The sequence below is a fragment of the Mycobacterium sp. genome, from assembly GCF_049608025.1.
Taxonomy (GTDB): Bacteria; Actinomycetota; Actinomycetes; order Mycobacteriales; family Mycobacteriaceae; genus Mycobacterium.
The window spans coordinates 24,462-38,404 of sequence record NZ_JBMYXC010000033.1 but is presented as its reverse complement, the minus strand read 5'-3'; the positions used below and the strand labels follow the sequence as shown (position 1 = coordinate 38,404).

At 65.0% G+C, this 13,943-nt stretch carries 17 protein-coding genes and 2 tRNA genes; 13 read left to right on the top strand and 6 right to left on the bottom strand.

The features are described from left to right. A partial coding sequence (locus ACPGXI_RS12210) for a hypothetical protein (RefSeq protein WP_526653181.1) occupies nt 1–97 on the bottom strand: 97 nt, incomplete at its 3' end. A gap of 93 nt (nt 98–190) precedes the next feature. On the opposite strand from ACPGXI_RS12210, the gene ACPGXI_RS12205 reads away from it, so the two are divergent. From ACPGXI_RS12205 to ACPGXI_RS12185, 5 genes are all read left to right on the top strand, one after another. Then, nucleotides 191–282, top strand: a tRNA-Ser gene (locus tag ACPGXI_RS12205). A 17-nt stretch (nt 283–299) separates the two neighbouring features. Beyond that, a tRNA-Arg gene (locus tag ACPGXI_RS12200) sits at nt 300–372 on the top strand. A 106-nt stretch (nt 373–478) separates the two neighbouring features. After that, entirely contained in the window at nt 479–1,720 is a 1,242-nt protein-coding gene (locus tag ACPGXI_RS12195) for a YibE/F family protein (protein ID WP_526653173.1), read from the top strand. A gap of 159 nt (nt 1,721–1,879) precedes the next feature. Then, nucleotides 1,880–2,188, top strand: coding sequence for a hypothetical protein (locus tag ACPGXI_RS12190; protein ID WP_526653171.1), 309 nt, complete (start codon nt 1,880–1,882; stop codon nt 2,186–2,188). Between the two features lie 106 nt (nt 2,189–2,294). After that, nucleotides 2,295–3,461: an alpha-hydroxy-acid oxidizing protein gene (locus tag ACPGXI_RS12185; RefSeq protein WP_526653169.1), complete on the top strand. Its 1,167-nt coding sequence runs from the start codon at nt 2,295–2,297 to the stop codon at nt 3,459–3,461. A gap of 12 nt (nt 3,462–3,473) precedes the next feature. On the opposite strand, the gene ACPGXI_RS12180 is transcribed toward ACPGXI_RS12185, so the two are convergent. Then, entirely contained in the window at nt 3,474–4,040 is a 567-nt protein-coding gene (locus ACPGXI_RS12180) for a cupin domain-containing protein (RefSeq protein WP_526653167.1), read from the bottom strand. Nucleotides 4,041–4,088: 48 nt separating this feature from the next. Between ACPGXI_RS12180 and ACPGXI_RS12175 the strand changes: the two genes are divergently transcribed. Genes ACPGXI_RS12175 through ACPGXI_RS12165 form a run of 3 tightly spaced genes read left to right on the top strand, consistent with a single transcriptional unit; the run spans nt 4,089 to nt 7,648 of the window. Then, nucleotides 4,089–5,966: an alkyl/aryl-sulfatase gene (locus tag ACPGXI_RS12175; RefSeq protein WP_526653165.1), complete on the top strand. Its 1,878-nt coding sequence runs from the start codon at nt 4,089–4,091 to the stop codon at nt 5,964–5,966. Nucleotides 5,967–6,010: 44 nt separating this feature from the next. Then, nucleotides 6,011–6,619 carry a histidine phosphatase family protein gene (locus ACPGXI_RS12170; RefSeq protein ID WP_526653163.1) on the top strand — a complete coding sequence of 203 codons (609 nt, stop codon included), beginning with the start codon at nt 6,011–6,013 and terminating at the stop codon, nt 6,617–6,619. A gap of 9 nt (nt 6,620–6,628) precedes the next feature. Beyond that, entirely contained in the window at nt 6,629–7,648 is a 1,020-nt protein-coding gene (locus ACPGXI_RS12165) for a phosphotransferase family protein (RefSeq protein WP_526653161.1), read from the top strand. Between the two features lie 46 nt (nt 7,649–7,694). Here the strand turns inward: ACPGXI_RS12165 and ACPGXI_RS12160 are convergent, their stop codons facing one another. From ACPGXI_RS12160 to ACPGXI_RS12150, 3 genes are all read right to left on the bottom strand, one after another. Further along, a complete protein-coding gene (locus ACPGXI_RS12160) occupies nt 7,695–7,949 on the bottom strand; it encodes a type II toxin-antitoxin system RelE family toxin (RefSeq protein ID WP_526653159.1) in 255 nt (84 codons plus the stop codon). Further along, nucleotides 7,946–8,221 carry a type II toxin-antitoxin system Phd/YefM family antitoxin gene (locus ACPGXI_RS12155; protein ID WP_526653157.1) on the bottom strand — a complete coding sequence of 92 codons (276 nt, stop codon included), beginning with the start codon at nt 8,219–8,221 and terminating at the stop codon, nt 7,946–7,948. The genes ACPGXI_RS12160 and ACPGXI_RS12155 overlap by 4 nt, the downstream gene beginning before the upstream one ends. A 106-nt stretch (nt 8,222–8,327) precedes the next feature. Continuing rightward, nucleotides 8,328–8,723, bottom strand: coding sequence for a LapA family protein (locus ACPGXI_RS12150; RefSeq protein ID WP_526653155.1), 396 nt, complete (start codon nt 8,721–8,723; stop codon nt 8,328–8,330). A gap of 137 nt (nt 8,724–8,860) precedes the next feature. Here ACPGXI_RS12150 and ACPGXI_RS12145 point away from each other — a divergent pair, with 137 nt between their 5' ends. The 5 genes from ACPGXI_RS12145 to ACPGXI_RS12125 are packed head-to-tail and all read left to right on the top strand — an operon-like array spanning nt 8,861 to nt 13,013. After that, on the top strand, nt 8,861–9,802 hold the full coding sequence (locus ACPGXI_RS12145) for an ABC transporter substrate-binding protein (protein WP_526653179.1): 942 nt from the start codon (nt 8,861–8,863) through the stop codon (nt 9,800–9,802). 16 nt (nt 9,803–9,818) lie between these two features. Further along, on the top strand, nt 9,819–10,919 hold the full coding sequence (locus ACPGXI_RS12140; protein WP_526653153.1) for an ABC transporter ATP-binding protein: 1,101 nt from the start codon (nt 9,819–9,821) through the stop codon (nt 10,917–10,919). Beyond that, the gene (locus ACPGXI_RS12135) at nt 10,916–11,608 is read left to right on the top strand and encodes an ABC transporter permease (RefSeq protein ID WP_526653151.1); all 693 of its coding nucleotides are present in this window, start codon (nt 10,916–10,918) and stop codon (nt 11,606–11,608) included. Before ACPGXI_RS12140 ends, ACPGXI_RS12135 begins: the two co-directional genes overlap by 4 nt. Next, nucleotides 11,605–12,423, top strand: coding sequence for an ABC transporter permease (locus ACPGXI_RS12130; protein ID WP_526653149.1), 819 nt, complete (start codon nt 11,605–11,607; stop codon nt 12,421–12,423). The genes ACPGXI_RS12135 and ACPGXI_RS12130 overlap by 4 nt, the downstream gene beginning before the upstream one ends. Beyond that, on the top strand, nt 12,420–13,013 hold the full coding sequence (locus ACPGXI_RS12125; protein ID WP_526653147.1) for a putative glycolipid-binding domain-containing protein: 594 nt from the start codon (nt 12,420–12,422) through the stop codon (nt 13,011–13,013). The genes ACPGXI_RS12130 and ACPGXI_RS12125 overlap by 4 nt, the downstream gene beginning before the upstream one ends. Here the strand turns inward: ACPGXI_RS12125 and ACPGXI_RS12120 are convergent. Continuing rightward, nucleotides 12,976–13,935, bottom strand: coding sequence for a prephenate dehydrogenase (locus ACPGXI_RS12120; RefSeq protein WP_526653145.1), 960 nt, complete (start codon nt 13,933–13,935; stop codon nt 12,976–12,978). The two genes, ACPGXI_RS12125 and ACPGXI_RS12120, sit on opposite strands and share 38 nt — an antisense overlap. Nucleotides 13,936–13,943: the final 8 nt, after the last annotated feature.

Sequence of the window (13,943 nt, the reverse complement as noted above, 5' to 3'; positions counted from 1 at the left end):
CCGTCTCGTTGCTCGCGATCTTGATCGCGCCGGGCACCGTCTTCCCCGGAACGTAGGCGGGCAGATCGGCGAGTTCGGGACGCAGGCGAGCGGGCACCCAATTAGTTTATGACCTGTGCGGGCGAGCCCTGCATCTGCTTTGCCTCCTGAGGCAGGCGCTGTGTACGCTCATCCATCGGCGGTAACGTTGGGAGGCGTGCCAGAGCGGCCGAATGGGACTCACTGCTAATGAGTTGTCCGTCTTAAAGCGGACCGGAGGTTCAAATCCTCTCGCCTCCGCCACACAACTGAACATGCAAGCGCCCGTAGCTCAACGGATAGAGCATCTGACTACGGATCAGAAGGTTGGGAGTTCGAATCTCTTCGGGCGCACTTACTGGCGGCTCAAGCCAGTGGCCACCAACTGCCGCAAGGTGATTGGTATCTTCATGGCCCAAAGCTCCGGCGCCGCCGTGTCGCACTTCGTTAGCCTGTCGGGGTGGCACATTCGCATTCTCCCACCACCCCTGTCGAGCTGAAGCCGCTAGCCGCCAGGATCGTAGTCGGGGCTTTGGTGGCCATCGCGATCGCAGTCGCCGTCGGGGCCGTTCTGTTGTGGCCGAGCGGTAAGCACGACGAGCTCCCCCTGGCGCTCCGAAGCCCCGCGGGTAGCGCGGTGACCATGGTGGGCGGCCAGGTGATGTCCAGCACGGTCGGCGCGTGCGGTAGTCCGTCCGCGCGACAGGTGTTGACTGCGCCTCCGGCGCCGGGCAATGCCGAACGCGGCGACTGTCTGCTGGCGGTAGTCGCGATCGACTCCGGCCCCAATGCGGGAGCAACCACCCTGCTGGAATTCACCGACACGCCAATGCAGCCCAGCCTCGACTCCGGGGACAAGCTGCGCCTCATGCGCATGGTGGATCCTCAAGGCGCCACGAGCTACGAATTCTACGATTACGAACGCTCCTTTCCGCTTCTCGGATTAGCTGTGCTCTTTGCGGTGGTGACGGTCCTGGTGGCACGTTGGCGGGGCTTTCTGGCGTTGGTCGGGATCGTCGTTGCTTTCGGGGTCCTGGTGGTATTTCTGCTGCCTGCCCTGCGTGACGGCGCACCGGCATTCCCGGTCGCGCTGGTCGGATCTTCGGCAATTCTCTTTGCGGTGATCTACCTGGCGCACGGCGTAAGTCTGCGCACCAGTGCGGCGTTGTTGGGCACGCTCATGTCGATGCTGCTGGCCGCGCTGCTGTCCTGGGGTGCCATCGAGATGACGTACCTCACCGGGGTGTCGGAGGACCACAACAGGGATGTCAGTGCCCTGATGGGCCAGGTCTCCATCGGGGGCTTGCTGTTGGCCGGATTTATCATCGGCAGCCTGGGTGTGCTCAACGACGTGACCATTACGCAGGCCTCGACGGTATTCGAGCTGGCCGGGGCCGGGGGGCAATCCCGACGGAGCGTATTCGTGGCGGCCATGCGGGTGGGCCGCGACCACATCGCCAGCACGGTGTACACCCTGGTGCTGGCGTACGCGGGCAGCGCGCTACCGCTGCTGTTGCTGTTGTCGGCCTCGGACCGGGCGCTGGGCGACGTGTTGGTCAGCGAGAGCGTGGCCATCGAGATCGCGCGCTCGTCCGTTGGCGGGATAGCCCTGGCATTGTCGGTACCGCTGACCACCGGTATCGCTGCGGCGCTGGCCACGCCTGCCCCTGATTCTGAGCCCAAACACTCCCACGCCTCGTAGCCGGGCGGCGTCCGGAAGGGACGGCCTGGGCCCGCTCGAAGATTCGACTGTTCACCTGATATGCGTCTTCTCTAATATGTCTTCTCTAATATGGAGTCATCGACATGGAGTGATCGGGCTCGTCGGCCGATCACGCAGCCGGCAGCCAGGAGATTTGAGATGACCAGCACAGCGCCCCATTCCGAGCATCGCGGACATGACCATAGTCACGGTGAGCAGTGTGGACACGTCGCCATCCCGCACCACGGCCACGTCGACTACGTCCATGACGGGCACTTACACCGAGAACACGACGGCCATTACGACGAATGCGAACCAGCGCACGGCGAGCACTCAGTTCACGATGGGCATGATCACCGCCACGGCCCCGGCTGTGGTCATGTCGCGGTGCCTCACGGTGACCACCTGGACTATGTCCATGACGGCTGCCGCCACGCCGCCCACGGTGATCACTACGACGAACACTGACCGACGAACACTGACCGACGTCGAGACGCCGGGCAACTCGGAAGTGGCACAACGGTCTTCGCGCTTTCCGGCGCCCGTCCGGCCGGCGCCTGAGTAGGATTGCGCCGTGCAGAATTTCGGGAACTGGCAAAACGATTTCTACGCCAAGGGTGTCGACAACGAGACGAGTCCGTATCCCTTTGGCTTCGCGGAACTCGAGAGGCGCGCCGAGAAGGCGATGAACCCCTTGATTTTCGGTTACGTCCGTGGCGGTGCAGGGGACGAGACCACTCAGGATCGAAATGTCGCCGGGCTGCGGGCATATGGTCTGGTACCTCGGATGCTGCGGGACAGGACAACTCGGGACCTCTCGACCGAACTCGTGGGCCGTCGCCTTGCGGCGCCGATCTTCATCTGTCCGGTTGGTGTGCTGGGGGCCGTCCACCCCGACGGTGATCTGGAAATCGCCCGAATGTGCGCTGACCTCGACATCGCGGGCATGTACTCCACGCTGTCAAACGCCACCATCGAAGAAGTCGCCGAAGCAAGGGGCGACTCCCTGGGTATTTTCCAGCTCTATCCGTCCACCGACCGCGAGCTCACTGACAATTGGATACATCGAGCCGAAGCCGCGGGCTTCGATGCGCTCGCGGTCACTCTTGACACCGGATCGCTGGGCTTTCGCCCGCGTGATCTCAGCCACGGATTCGTTCCGATGATGCGCGGAACCTGCATCGCCAACTACCTGTCCGATCCCAGATTTCTTGAGATCGCCGGTGTCAAGTCGAAGGACGATCTTGACCCGCTGCGTGCCGGACAGGTGTGGTCGACGCTGTTCTCCGATCCAGCCTTCACCTGGGACAACATCGCGCACATCCGAGAAATCACAAAACTGCCCATCGTCCTCAAGGGCATCTGCGATCCCGAGGATGCGCGGCGCGCCAAGGACGCCGGGGTGAATGTCATTGCCTGCTCCAATCATGGCGGCCGCCAAGCCAATGGCGGCATTCCCGCCATTGAGCACCTGCCCGCGATCGTGGAAGCGGTCGACGGACTGCCGGTCACATTCGACTCCGGCGTCCGCGACGGGGTGGACATCGTGCGGGCCCTGGCGCTGGGTGCGACCGCGGTAGGGATCGGCCGCCCCTATGTCTATGGCCTGGCCATCGCCGGCCGCGAGGGGGCCGCCCATGTTGTTCAGAGTCTGCTCGCAGAAGCCGATCTGACGATGGCGATCGACTGCTACGCCAACCTGTCCGAGTTGGCCGTCACCCGGGTCCCGCAGATCGGATGATTGACGCGTCACTCAGCCGGCGGGCGGTGCTGATTCGGGACTGACGCCCGAGTGGACGGCCCCACACATGAACACCGCAAGTCGGGCCGTGGTGACCCCCGGGTTCTTCCAACGGTGCCGGGTGCCGTTCTGCACCACAGTGTCTCCCGGGTGCAGCGTCACCTCGGCGCCGTCATCGAGCTCTAATATCACACTGCCTTCCAGCACCACCTCGAAGTCGATGGTGGCGGTGGTGTGCATCCCGGGCTCCCCGGGCTCCATGTAGCCGAGCAGGCCGGGCAGCTTCGCCTCCGCGTCGGCCCGAGCGTCCTGAGCGCCGAGCTTCTGCGGGTTGGCCTCAGCGGTTCCGGGCGGCAGCGAGAACATCGAGAACCGGAACCCGCCGATCGGCGGGAAGTAGCTGCGCCAGTGCGGCATCGATCCTTCATCGGGGAACTGCGGTGTCCGGTCACCGCCCCAGAGCAGATGGAAATCCGACCCGGGCAGCAGCACTGGATTGCGCGGCGCGACGGCGTCGTCACTGACGAAGACGGACTTGCCGGACGCATCGTGTCCGGTGACCACTCGGCGAACATCCATCATGTCAGTGAACCACCGTCGGCCGTCGCTTCGTGGCAATCTGAAGTGATGGAAAACAAGCCGCCCACTCCGTCCATCGAGGCCGCCCACCGAGAGCACCTCAGCACCCTGCCGTTCGAGGATACGAGGGATTTCGAGGACGCCGACCGCGGGTTCATCGCCGCGAAACATCCGTGCGTCATCAAGGCGGCCGACGGTCGGGTCGTGTGGGACAACGACGTGTACGCGTTCCTGGCCGGGGACGCTCCGACCACCGTGCATCCCAGCCTGTGGCGGCAATCGTCCCTGGTCGCCAAACAGGGTCTGTACGAGGTGGTCGAGGGCATCTATCAGGTGCGCGGCTTCGATCTGTCGAACATCACGTTCGTCGAGGGCGACACCGGAATCATCGTGATCGATCCGCTGGTGTCCACCGAGGTCGCGGCCGCTGCGCTGGCGCTGTACCGGGAGCACCGCGGTGATCGCGCAGTGGTCGCCGTCATTTACACCCACAGCCACGTCGACCACTTCGGCGGCGTGCTCGGTGTGACGACGCAGTCCGACGTCGATGCAGGCACGGTGGCGGTGCTCGCGCCGGAGGGCTTCGTCGAGCACGCCGTTCAGGAGAATGTTTATGCCGGGACGGCGATGGCACGAAGGGCCGGCTACATGTACGGCGCCGTCCTGGAGCGGGGTCCGCAAGCACAGGTGGGCTGCGGACTGGGGCAGACCCCGTCGGCGGGGGAGGTGGCAATCATTGTGCCGACCCTCGACATCCGGGAAACGGGTGAGAAGCACACGATCGATGGCGTTGAGATCGAGTTCCAGATGGCGCCGGGCACTGAGGCGCCGGCCGAGATGCACTTCTATTTTCCGCGCTACCGCGCGCTGTGCATGGCCGAGAACGCCACACACAACCTGCACAACCTGCTGACGTTGCGCGGCGCCCTGGTGCGCGACCCACACGGCTGGGCGGGGTATCTCACCGAGGCCATCGACACCTTCGCCGACCGCGCCGACGTCGTGTTCGCCTCCCATCACTGGCCCACCTGGGGTAAGGACAGGATGGTGGAATTCCTTTCCCTGCAAAGGGATCTGTATGCCTACCTGCATGATCAGACGCTGCGCCAGCTCAACCAGGGCTACACCGGCATAGAGATCGCCGAGACATTCGAGATGCCACCCGCGCTGGAGCGCGCCTGGCACACCCGGGGCTACTACGGATCGGTGAGCCACAACGTCAAGGCCGTCTATCAGCGCTACATGGGCTGGTTCGATGGAAATCCGGGACGACTGTGGGCACACCCGCCGGAAGCGATCGGACCGCGGTACGTGGCCGCGATGGGCGGCGTGGACAAGGTCGTTGAAATCGCCCAGATCGCCTTCGACGAAGGTGATTTCCGCTGGGCGGCAACCCTTCTCGACCACGCAATTTTCACCGACGAGAACCACAGCGGTGCGCGGACGCTGTATGCCGACACCCTGGAACAGCTGGCCTACGGGTCCGAGACGGCAACTTGGCGCAACTTCTTCCTGGCCGGCGCCACTGAGCTGCGGGACGGTAACTTCGGTACCCCCACGCAGACCTCGTCGGCGTCGATTGCCGCGCAGCTGACGCCGGAGCAGATGTTCGACGTGCTGGCGATCAGCGTCAACGGCCCGCGCGCCTGGAGCCTCGACATCGCCATAGATGTCACGTTCGTCGACGCGGCGGCCAACTATCGGATCACGGTGCGCAACGGCGTGCTCGTCTATCGAAAGGTGGCCGCCGAAGCCGCAACGGCGCAGGCGACCATCCGGCTCGCGACCAAGGGGCGGCTGCTGACGCTGGCGGCCGGGGACAATGCCTCGCCGGGCCTGGAGATCACCGGCGACGCCGAGGTGCTGGCCTCTCTGGTGGGGGTGCTGGACCGGCCGAATCCCGACTTCAACATCGTCACGCCCTGATGGGTCACGAGCAGGGCGGCAGCTCGGGGCCATAGGGTGAGACGGTGCAACTGCTGCTGGTCCGACATGCGCTGCCGCTGCGCAGCGAACCTGGGCAGGGCTCGGACCCGCAGCTGTCCGCCGTAGGCATCGAGCAGGCGGCCCGACTGCCTGACGCGCTGGCCCGGTTTCCCATTCAGCGCGTGGTGAGCAGCCCTCAGATGCGTGCGGTCGAGACCGCTCAGCCGGTGGCTGATGCGCTGGGTATGCCCGTCGAGGTCGACCAGCGCCTCGCCGAGTACGACCGCGACCACCCGCACTACATTCCGGTCGAGCAGATCGCGGCCGAGAACCCGGACGAGCTGCAGCGGTTGCTCAGCGGGCGGCTGCCCAGTGGGGTTGACGAGGCGGAGTTCCTGGGGCGCGTGCGGGGCGCCGTCGAGGATCTGGTCACCGGGGCCGAGCACGACGACACGGTGGCGGTGTTCAGCCACGGTGGGGTGATCAACGTGCTGCTGCACCAGATACTGGGCACCGAGCGGCTGCTGTCGTTCCACGTGGACTACGCCTCGGTGACCCGGCTGCTGTCGTCGCGCACCGGGCGGCTGGCGGTCGCCTGCGTCAACGGGACCGAACATGTATGGGACCTACTGCCTCGAAACACGCGATGGTAGACAAGTCCCGTGACCGATCTCGATGGCCTCGATCTTGCCGCCCTGGATCGCCACCTGCGTGAGGCCGGGATTCCGCGCAGCGGCGGGCTGCGTGCCGAGCTCATCGCCGGCGGCCGGTCCAACCTGACGTTCCTGGTCTTCGACGATGCGTCGCGGTGGGTGCTGCGTCGCCCACCGCTACACGGTGTGACGCCGTCCGCGCACGATATGGCCCGGGAGTACCGGGTGGTGGCGGCGCTCGCGGACACGCCGGTGCCGGTCGCGCCTGCGGTGACGATGCGCAACGACGACTCCGTGCTCGGTGCGCCGTTCCAGATGGTCGAGTACGTGCCCGGCCGGGTGGTGCGCCACAGTGCCGAGTTGGAGGCGCTGGGCGACAGGGCGACCATCGAATCGTGCGTCGACGCGCTGATCAAGGTGCTCGCCGACCTGCACTCGGTCGACCCCGACGCGGTGGGACTCGGTGATTTCGGCAGGCCGAGCGGCTACCTGGAACGCCAGGTCCGCCGCTGGGGTTCGCAATGGGAGCTGGTCAAGAACGACGGCGACCCCTGCGACGAGGACGTCCGGAAACTGCACGCGCAGCTGGCCCAAGCGATTCCGCCGCAGAGCCGGACCGCGATCGTGCACGGCGACTATCGCATCGACAACACGATCCTGGACGCCGACGACCCGACAAAGGTCGTCGCCGTTCTGGATTGGGAGATGTCCACCCTGGGGGACCCGCTCAGCGACGCCGCCCTGATGTGCGTGTACCGGCACCCGACGTTTCACCTGGTACACGCCGACGCGGCATGGGCCTCGGAGTTGATCCCGGGCCCCGACGAGCTGGCGCAGAAGTACTCGCGGGCCGCCGGGCAGCCGCTGGACCACTGGGATTTCTACATGGCGCTGGCCTATTTCAAGCTGGCCATCATCGGTGCCGGGATCGCTTATCGGGCGCGAGTAGGCGGCGCCGCTGAAGATATCGACAAGGTCGGCGAAGCTGTCGCGCCGTTGATTGCGGCCGGCCTGGCCGAGCTGTCCTGACGGTTGCTCCATGTCGGTGGCGCACAAGGAATGTGAATAGGCGAAGCTATCTCTTGTAAGCGTCGGCCCGTTTCGCAACGTTGTAGATGGTGACCAGATTCTCCGCTTCGTTGATCTCATAGATGATCCGGTACTGACCGATTCGGATGCGCCAGTCGTTGCGACTGCCGACCAGCTTCTTAGCGCCACCGGGCCGTGGCTCCCGACTCAGGGCGATGATGGCTGGTAGCGCAGCCTCAAACACGACCCGCGGCAATCGTTGAAGCTGTTTGAGTGTGTCGGGATGAAAAGCCAGATTCACGACGCCCGCACGACGGCGCTGGCATCGACGCCAAGCTCATCGAGCATCTCCGACATCGACATCGCCTCAAATGGCTGCTCGCGCATGCCTCGCAACCGTAAGGCGTCGGCGACATCGGCGTGCTCGTGTAGCCGCTCGTAGTCGGCCATACCGACGATGACAGCTACTTCGGTGCCGCTGTCGGTGACGACCACTTCCTCTCCCGTCGCGGCGACTTCGCGAACGATCGCGCCGAGTCGCTGCCGCAACTCCTTCAAGCTATAGGTACTCATGTTAAACATATTACCCCGCTGAAGTAGCGGCGAGGGAACGGCAACCGAGACGGGGCGTAAGCCGCGCGATGATCACCAAAGGCCACTCCTTGCAGCGGCTCCGCCGCTACAGACCTGCCTGGAGGTTCTTCTTCGCCGCGCGCCGAAGCTGGAAGATGCGCACCGCGCCGACCGCGACGGTCAGTAGCCCGCCCGCCACCGCCGCGAACATGATGGCCACCCCCAGCGGCTGGTGCCATTGCCAGCCCAGGAACGCGAATTCTGTGGACGTCGTGTTCTGCGCGATGAAGATCAGCAGCACGATCAGGATGAGGAAACCCAGGATCAGCGCCCCCCACATGGCGGCGGCCTTGGTGAAGGTGACCGCAGACTCGGGAGGCGGCTTCTTCGAGGGTGAATTGGGCGCGGGTGGGCCTCCCTTGGGGGAGCTTCCCTTGGCCGGTCTTCCGGGCGATCCGGATTTCGGGGGCAGGTTAGGCGACGCGGATCGATCGCTGGTCATAGGTCCATGATTGCCCTTTTGTCCGTTGGGCGAAACCACCAGGCTGGTCACGATAGGGTCACCCCAGCCCTCTTCGCAGGCTCGTCTACCGAAAGGTCTTGCGCGTGAACAGCCCCCGGCGAACCCTGCGAATTCGGATGCGAATTCAGGCCCTTGCCGCGCTCGCGGCACTGTTCGTGCTGGTCACGCCTGCCTTGTCGGCGTGCGGGAGTTCGAACCCGCTCGGCGGCGGAGAGATCTCCGGTGACCTGAAAACGATCGTCGTCGGGTCCGCGGACTTCCCGGAATCCAAGATCATCGCCGAGATCTATGCGCAGGCGCTGGAGGCCAACGAGTTCACGGTGGGCCGACAGTACGGTATCGGCAGCCGCGAGACGTACATCCCCGCACTGCAGGACCACTCGATCGACCTGATTCCCGAGTACACCGGGAATCTGCTGCAGTACTTCGACTCGGAGTCCGACGTCACCACCCCGAACGAGGTGCTGCTGGCCCTGTTTCGGGCGTTGCCCGGCGACCTGTCGATTCTCAACCCGTCGCCGGCCGAGGACAAGGACACCGTCGCGGTGTCTGCGGAGACCGCCCAGCGGTGGAACCTCAAGACGATCGGTGACCTCGCCGAGCATTCTTCCGAGGTCAAATTCGCTGCGCCGTCAGAGTTTCTGAATCGTATCGAGGGGATGCCCGGCCTCAAAGAGAATTACGGCCTGGAGGTGCCCCAACAGAACTTCATCGCGATCAGCGACGGCGGGGGTCCGGCCACCGTGCGCGCGCTGACCGACGGCACCGTCACTGCCGCCAACATCTTCAGCACTTCGCCCGCCATCGCCGAGAACAATCTGGTGGTGCTGGAGGATCCCAAGAACAACTTCCTGGCAGCCAATGTGGTGCCACTGGTCAGCGCACAGAAGAAATCCGACGAACTCAAGAAGGTGCTCGATGCGGTGTCGGCGAAGCTTACTACCGAGGATTTGATCAGGCTCAATACCGAGTCAACGGGCAACTCTGGCATCAACCCAGAAGAGGCTGCGCAGAACTGGGTACGGGACAACGGCTTTGACCAGCCGCTCCAGCCATGAGCAGAAGAGGATCGCGATGATCGAATTCGCCGGCGTCACCAAGCAGTACCCCGACGGCACCGTTGCCGTCGACAACCTCGACCTTGCGGTTCCCGAGGGCAACCTCGTCGTGTTCGTCGGGCCCTCGGGCTGCGGCAAGACCACCTCGATGCGGATGATCAACCGGATGATCGAGCCGACTTCGGGCACCTTGACCGTCAACGGAGAAGATGTCACCAAGGTTGACGCGGTGAGACTGCGACTTGGTATCGGCTACGTCATCCAGAGTGCCGGGCTGATGCCGCATCAGCGCGTGGTCGACAATGTCGCGACAGTTCCTGTGCTCAAGGGAGAGTCGCGCCGAGCGGCCCGCAAGTCGGCGCTCGGCGTTCTCGAGCGGGTGGGTTTGGATCCGAAGCTGGCCGACCGTTACCCCGCTCAACTCTCGGGTGGCCAGCAGCAGCGTGTCGGGGTGGCCCGGGCACTGGCCGCGGACCCTCCGATCCTCTTGATGGACGAGCCGTTCAGTGCTGTCGACCCGGTCGTCCGCGAGGAACTGCAGGCCGAGATCCTGCGCTTGCAAAGCGAATTGCACAAGACCATCGTCTTCGTCACCCACGATATCGACGAGGCCATCAAGATCGGCGACAAGGTCGCAGTCTTCGGCCTCGGCGGGGTGTTGCAGCAATATGACGAGCCCAAGCGGCTCCTGTCCAACCCTGCCAACGATTTCGTCGCCGGATTCATCGGTGCTGACCGGGGCTACCGCGGGCTGCAGTTCCGGCACGCCACCGGTCTTCGGGTACACGATATTCGCGCGGTGAGTGAGGCCGGAATCGACGCCATCGAATTGCGTGCCGGGGAGTGGGCTTTGGTGACCAAACCCAACGGCGCTCCGTACGCGTGGATCGACGGTGCAGGCGTGGACCTGCACCGCTCTGGGAAACCGTTGTACGACAGTACGACTGCGGGCGGTTCACTGTTCCGCCCGGAGGACTCGCTGCGGCAGGCGCTCGACGCGGCCCTGTCGTCGCCGTCGGGGCTCGGGGTGGCGGTGGACACCGACGGTAAGCCGATCGGCGGCGTGCTCGCCGACGATGTGATCGATGCGCTCAAGAAACAGCGGTCAGCGCAGTGACATATCTGCTGAACAACCTCGACAACGCGTGGGCGTTGACGGTGATTCATCTGAGGCTTTCCCTCATTCCGGTCGTCCTGGGGCTGCTCATCGCCGTACCAATCGGTGCGCTTGTGCAGCGCACTACGGCGCTACGCAGGCTGACGACGGTGACCGCGAGCATTATCTTCACGATTCCGTCCCTGGCCCTGTTCGTCGTTCTGCCACTGATCATTCCTACCCGCATCCTCGACGAGGCCAACGTCATCGTCGCGTTGACGCTCTACACGACAGCACTTTTGGTGCGAGCGGTACCCGAGGCGTTGGACGCGGTGCCCGAACCCGTGCGTGACGCCGCTACCGCCGTGGGCTACCGGCCGCTGACGCGGATGATGAAAGTCGATCTTCCACTGGCTATTCCCGTTCTCATCGCCAGCTTGCGAGTGGTTGCGGTGACCAACATCTCGATGGTTTCAGTCGGTTCGGTGATCGGCATCGGCGGCTTGGGCACCTGGTTCACCGAGGGCTACCAGTCCAACAAGAGCGACCAGATAGTCGCGGGCATCATCGCGATCTTCGTGCTCGCAATCGTCATAGACACCCTGATCATGTTGGCGGGCAAGGCCTTGACGCCTTGGGCGGGAGCTCAGTCCCGGGAGCCGCGGCTCACTCGCCGACGCAAGGCCGGACGCACCTTGGAGCCAGCGTGAACTTCCTCGATCAGGCGCTGTCGTTCATCTTCACCGCGGCCAACTGGGTGGGTCCGGCGGGCCTGGGTGCCCGCATATCGGAGCACCTTCAGTACACGGTCGTCGCCGTGGTGTTCTCGGTGCTGGTCGCGGTTCCGATCGGAATGCTGATCGGGCACACCGGGCGTGGCACGTTCCTCATCGTCACCGGGGTCAATGCGCTGCGGGCGCTGCCGACGCTGGGCGTGCTGCTGCTGGGCGTGCTGCTGTGGGGTCTTGGGCTGGTGCCGCCCACCGTCGCGCTGATGTTGCTCGGAATCCCGCCACTGCTGGCCGGCACCTATGCCGGTATTGCGAATGTGGATCGAACGGTGGTGGACGCCGCCAGATCGATGGGCATGACGGAGGCGCGGATCATGCTGCGCGTCGAGACGCCCAATGCGCTGCCGCTGATCCTCGGCGGATTGCGGACCGCAACGCTGCAGATCGTGGCGACCGCGACGGTCGCGGCATACGCCAGCCTCGGCGGGCTGGGTCGGTATCTGATCGACGGCATCAAAGTGCGGCAGTTTCACATCGCCCTGGTGGGGGCGTTGATGGTGACCGCATTGGCGCTGATTCTCGACGCGGCACTGGCGTTCGCGGTGTGGGCGTCGATGCCCGGCAGCGGCCGGCTCCGGAAATTTCGCGCGATGCCGCAGCCGCTCCTCAGCGATGAAGTCGCTCTCGAATCGGGGTCCTGGCAGCGGACGCAGCGCGGTTCGCAACGCAGTTCTCGTTCCAGTTCTCCAGCTCGCCACGATCGAGGGGACCCGTCGCCTACGGTAGAGAGGTGAGTGCAGCCGAAGAGCCGAAAGGCCCGTGGCCGGCCATCCTGAGCTGGGGCGCGCAGGATGAACCGCGGATGGAGTCGGCGCGCGTACAAGTCACGGGTGGCCGGGTGAAGGCCTACGGCCGAATGGTGGCGGCAGCCACTGCGTCGCATCCGGCGTTCAGCGCCTCCTACGATCTCGTAACCGACGATGTGGGTGCGACCAAGAGACTGTCCCTGACCGTCACCCTCGCCGAGCGTGAGCGCCAGTTGTCGATCGCGCGCGACGAGGAGAGCATGTGGCTGGTGCAGGATCATTCCGGTCAGACCAGCCGGTCGGCGTTCGACGGCGCACTCGACGTCGACGTGATTTTCAGCGCGTTCTTCAATGCGTTGCCGATTCGTCGCACAGAGGTGTTTCGCACGGCCGGGGAGACGGTCACCCTTCCGGTCGTCTACGTCCGGGTGCCTGACCTGTCGGTAGATGTCTCGACGATCAGCTATACCTCAGAGGACGACGGCATCAAGGTGCACTCGCCGGTGGCCCAGACGAAGGTCAGGGTCGATGCGGACGGTTTCATTCTTGACTACCCAGGGTTGGCAGCGCGGATCTGATCACGCCGCCCGCGCGTGCGGCGGCGGCTAGTTCGTCGCGCCAGCCCTCGGCGCCGATCACCGTCGAGTCGATCTGCGGCCGGCTGAAACTGTCGTACCGGGTCCGGGCGGCATAGCCGGTCTCGACAAGCCCTGAGACGGGCCGGTTGTGGGCCAACTCGTCCCGGGCGTCGCCGAGCAGGTGAATCACCTGGTCGAGCACCGGCAGCAGGTGCGCGGAATTGGCTTCGCACATCGCCCGCACCAACTCCGGCGCGCTGGCCGCGACGCGGGTGCCGTCACGGAACGACCCGGCCGCCAACGGGAACGCCAACGGAACCTCGGCGGCGACCGTGGCGAGAGCTTCGGCCAGCAAATGCGGCAGATGCGAGATCGTCGCGGCGGCGGCATCGTGCTCGTCGGAACGCGCCGGGACGACGAAGGCCCGGCAGTCCAGGGCCAAGTCCATCACCTGGGTCCACACGCCTGCGTCGACCTCATCGTCGACGCTGATCACCCATGGCGCGTCGGCGAATAGGTCGGCGTCCCCGGCCACCCATCCTGAATCTGCGGTACCTGCCATCGGATGCCCGCCGACAAACCTCTCAAGTAGGCCCGCTTCGGCGACTTCGGTGATTACGGCGCCTTTGACGCTGGTCACGTCGGTCAAGGGGCAGTCCGGCGCGACATTCCGGATATGGCCCAGCATCGATCCCAACGCGGGTACGGGCACCGCCAACACGATCAGCGCTCGACTGGCTGCAGCCCGCGACAGTGCCTCGTCGAGGTCGGAGGTGGCCTCGAATCCGTCGGAGCGCGCAGCCTCGACGACGGGCACGGATCGGTTGTAGCCGAACACCTCCCGGCCAGCCGCTGCGGCCGCACGCATGACCGAGCCACCGATCAGGCCCAGTCCGACCACGCACACCGGTGTCTTCGTCACGCCCCAAG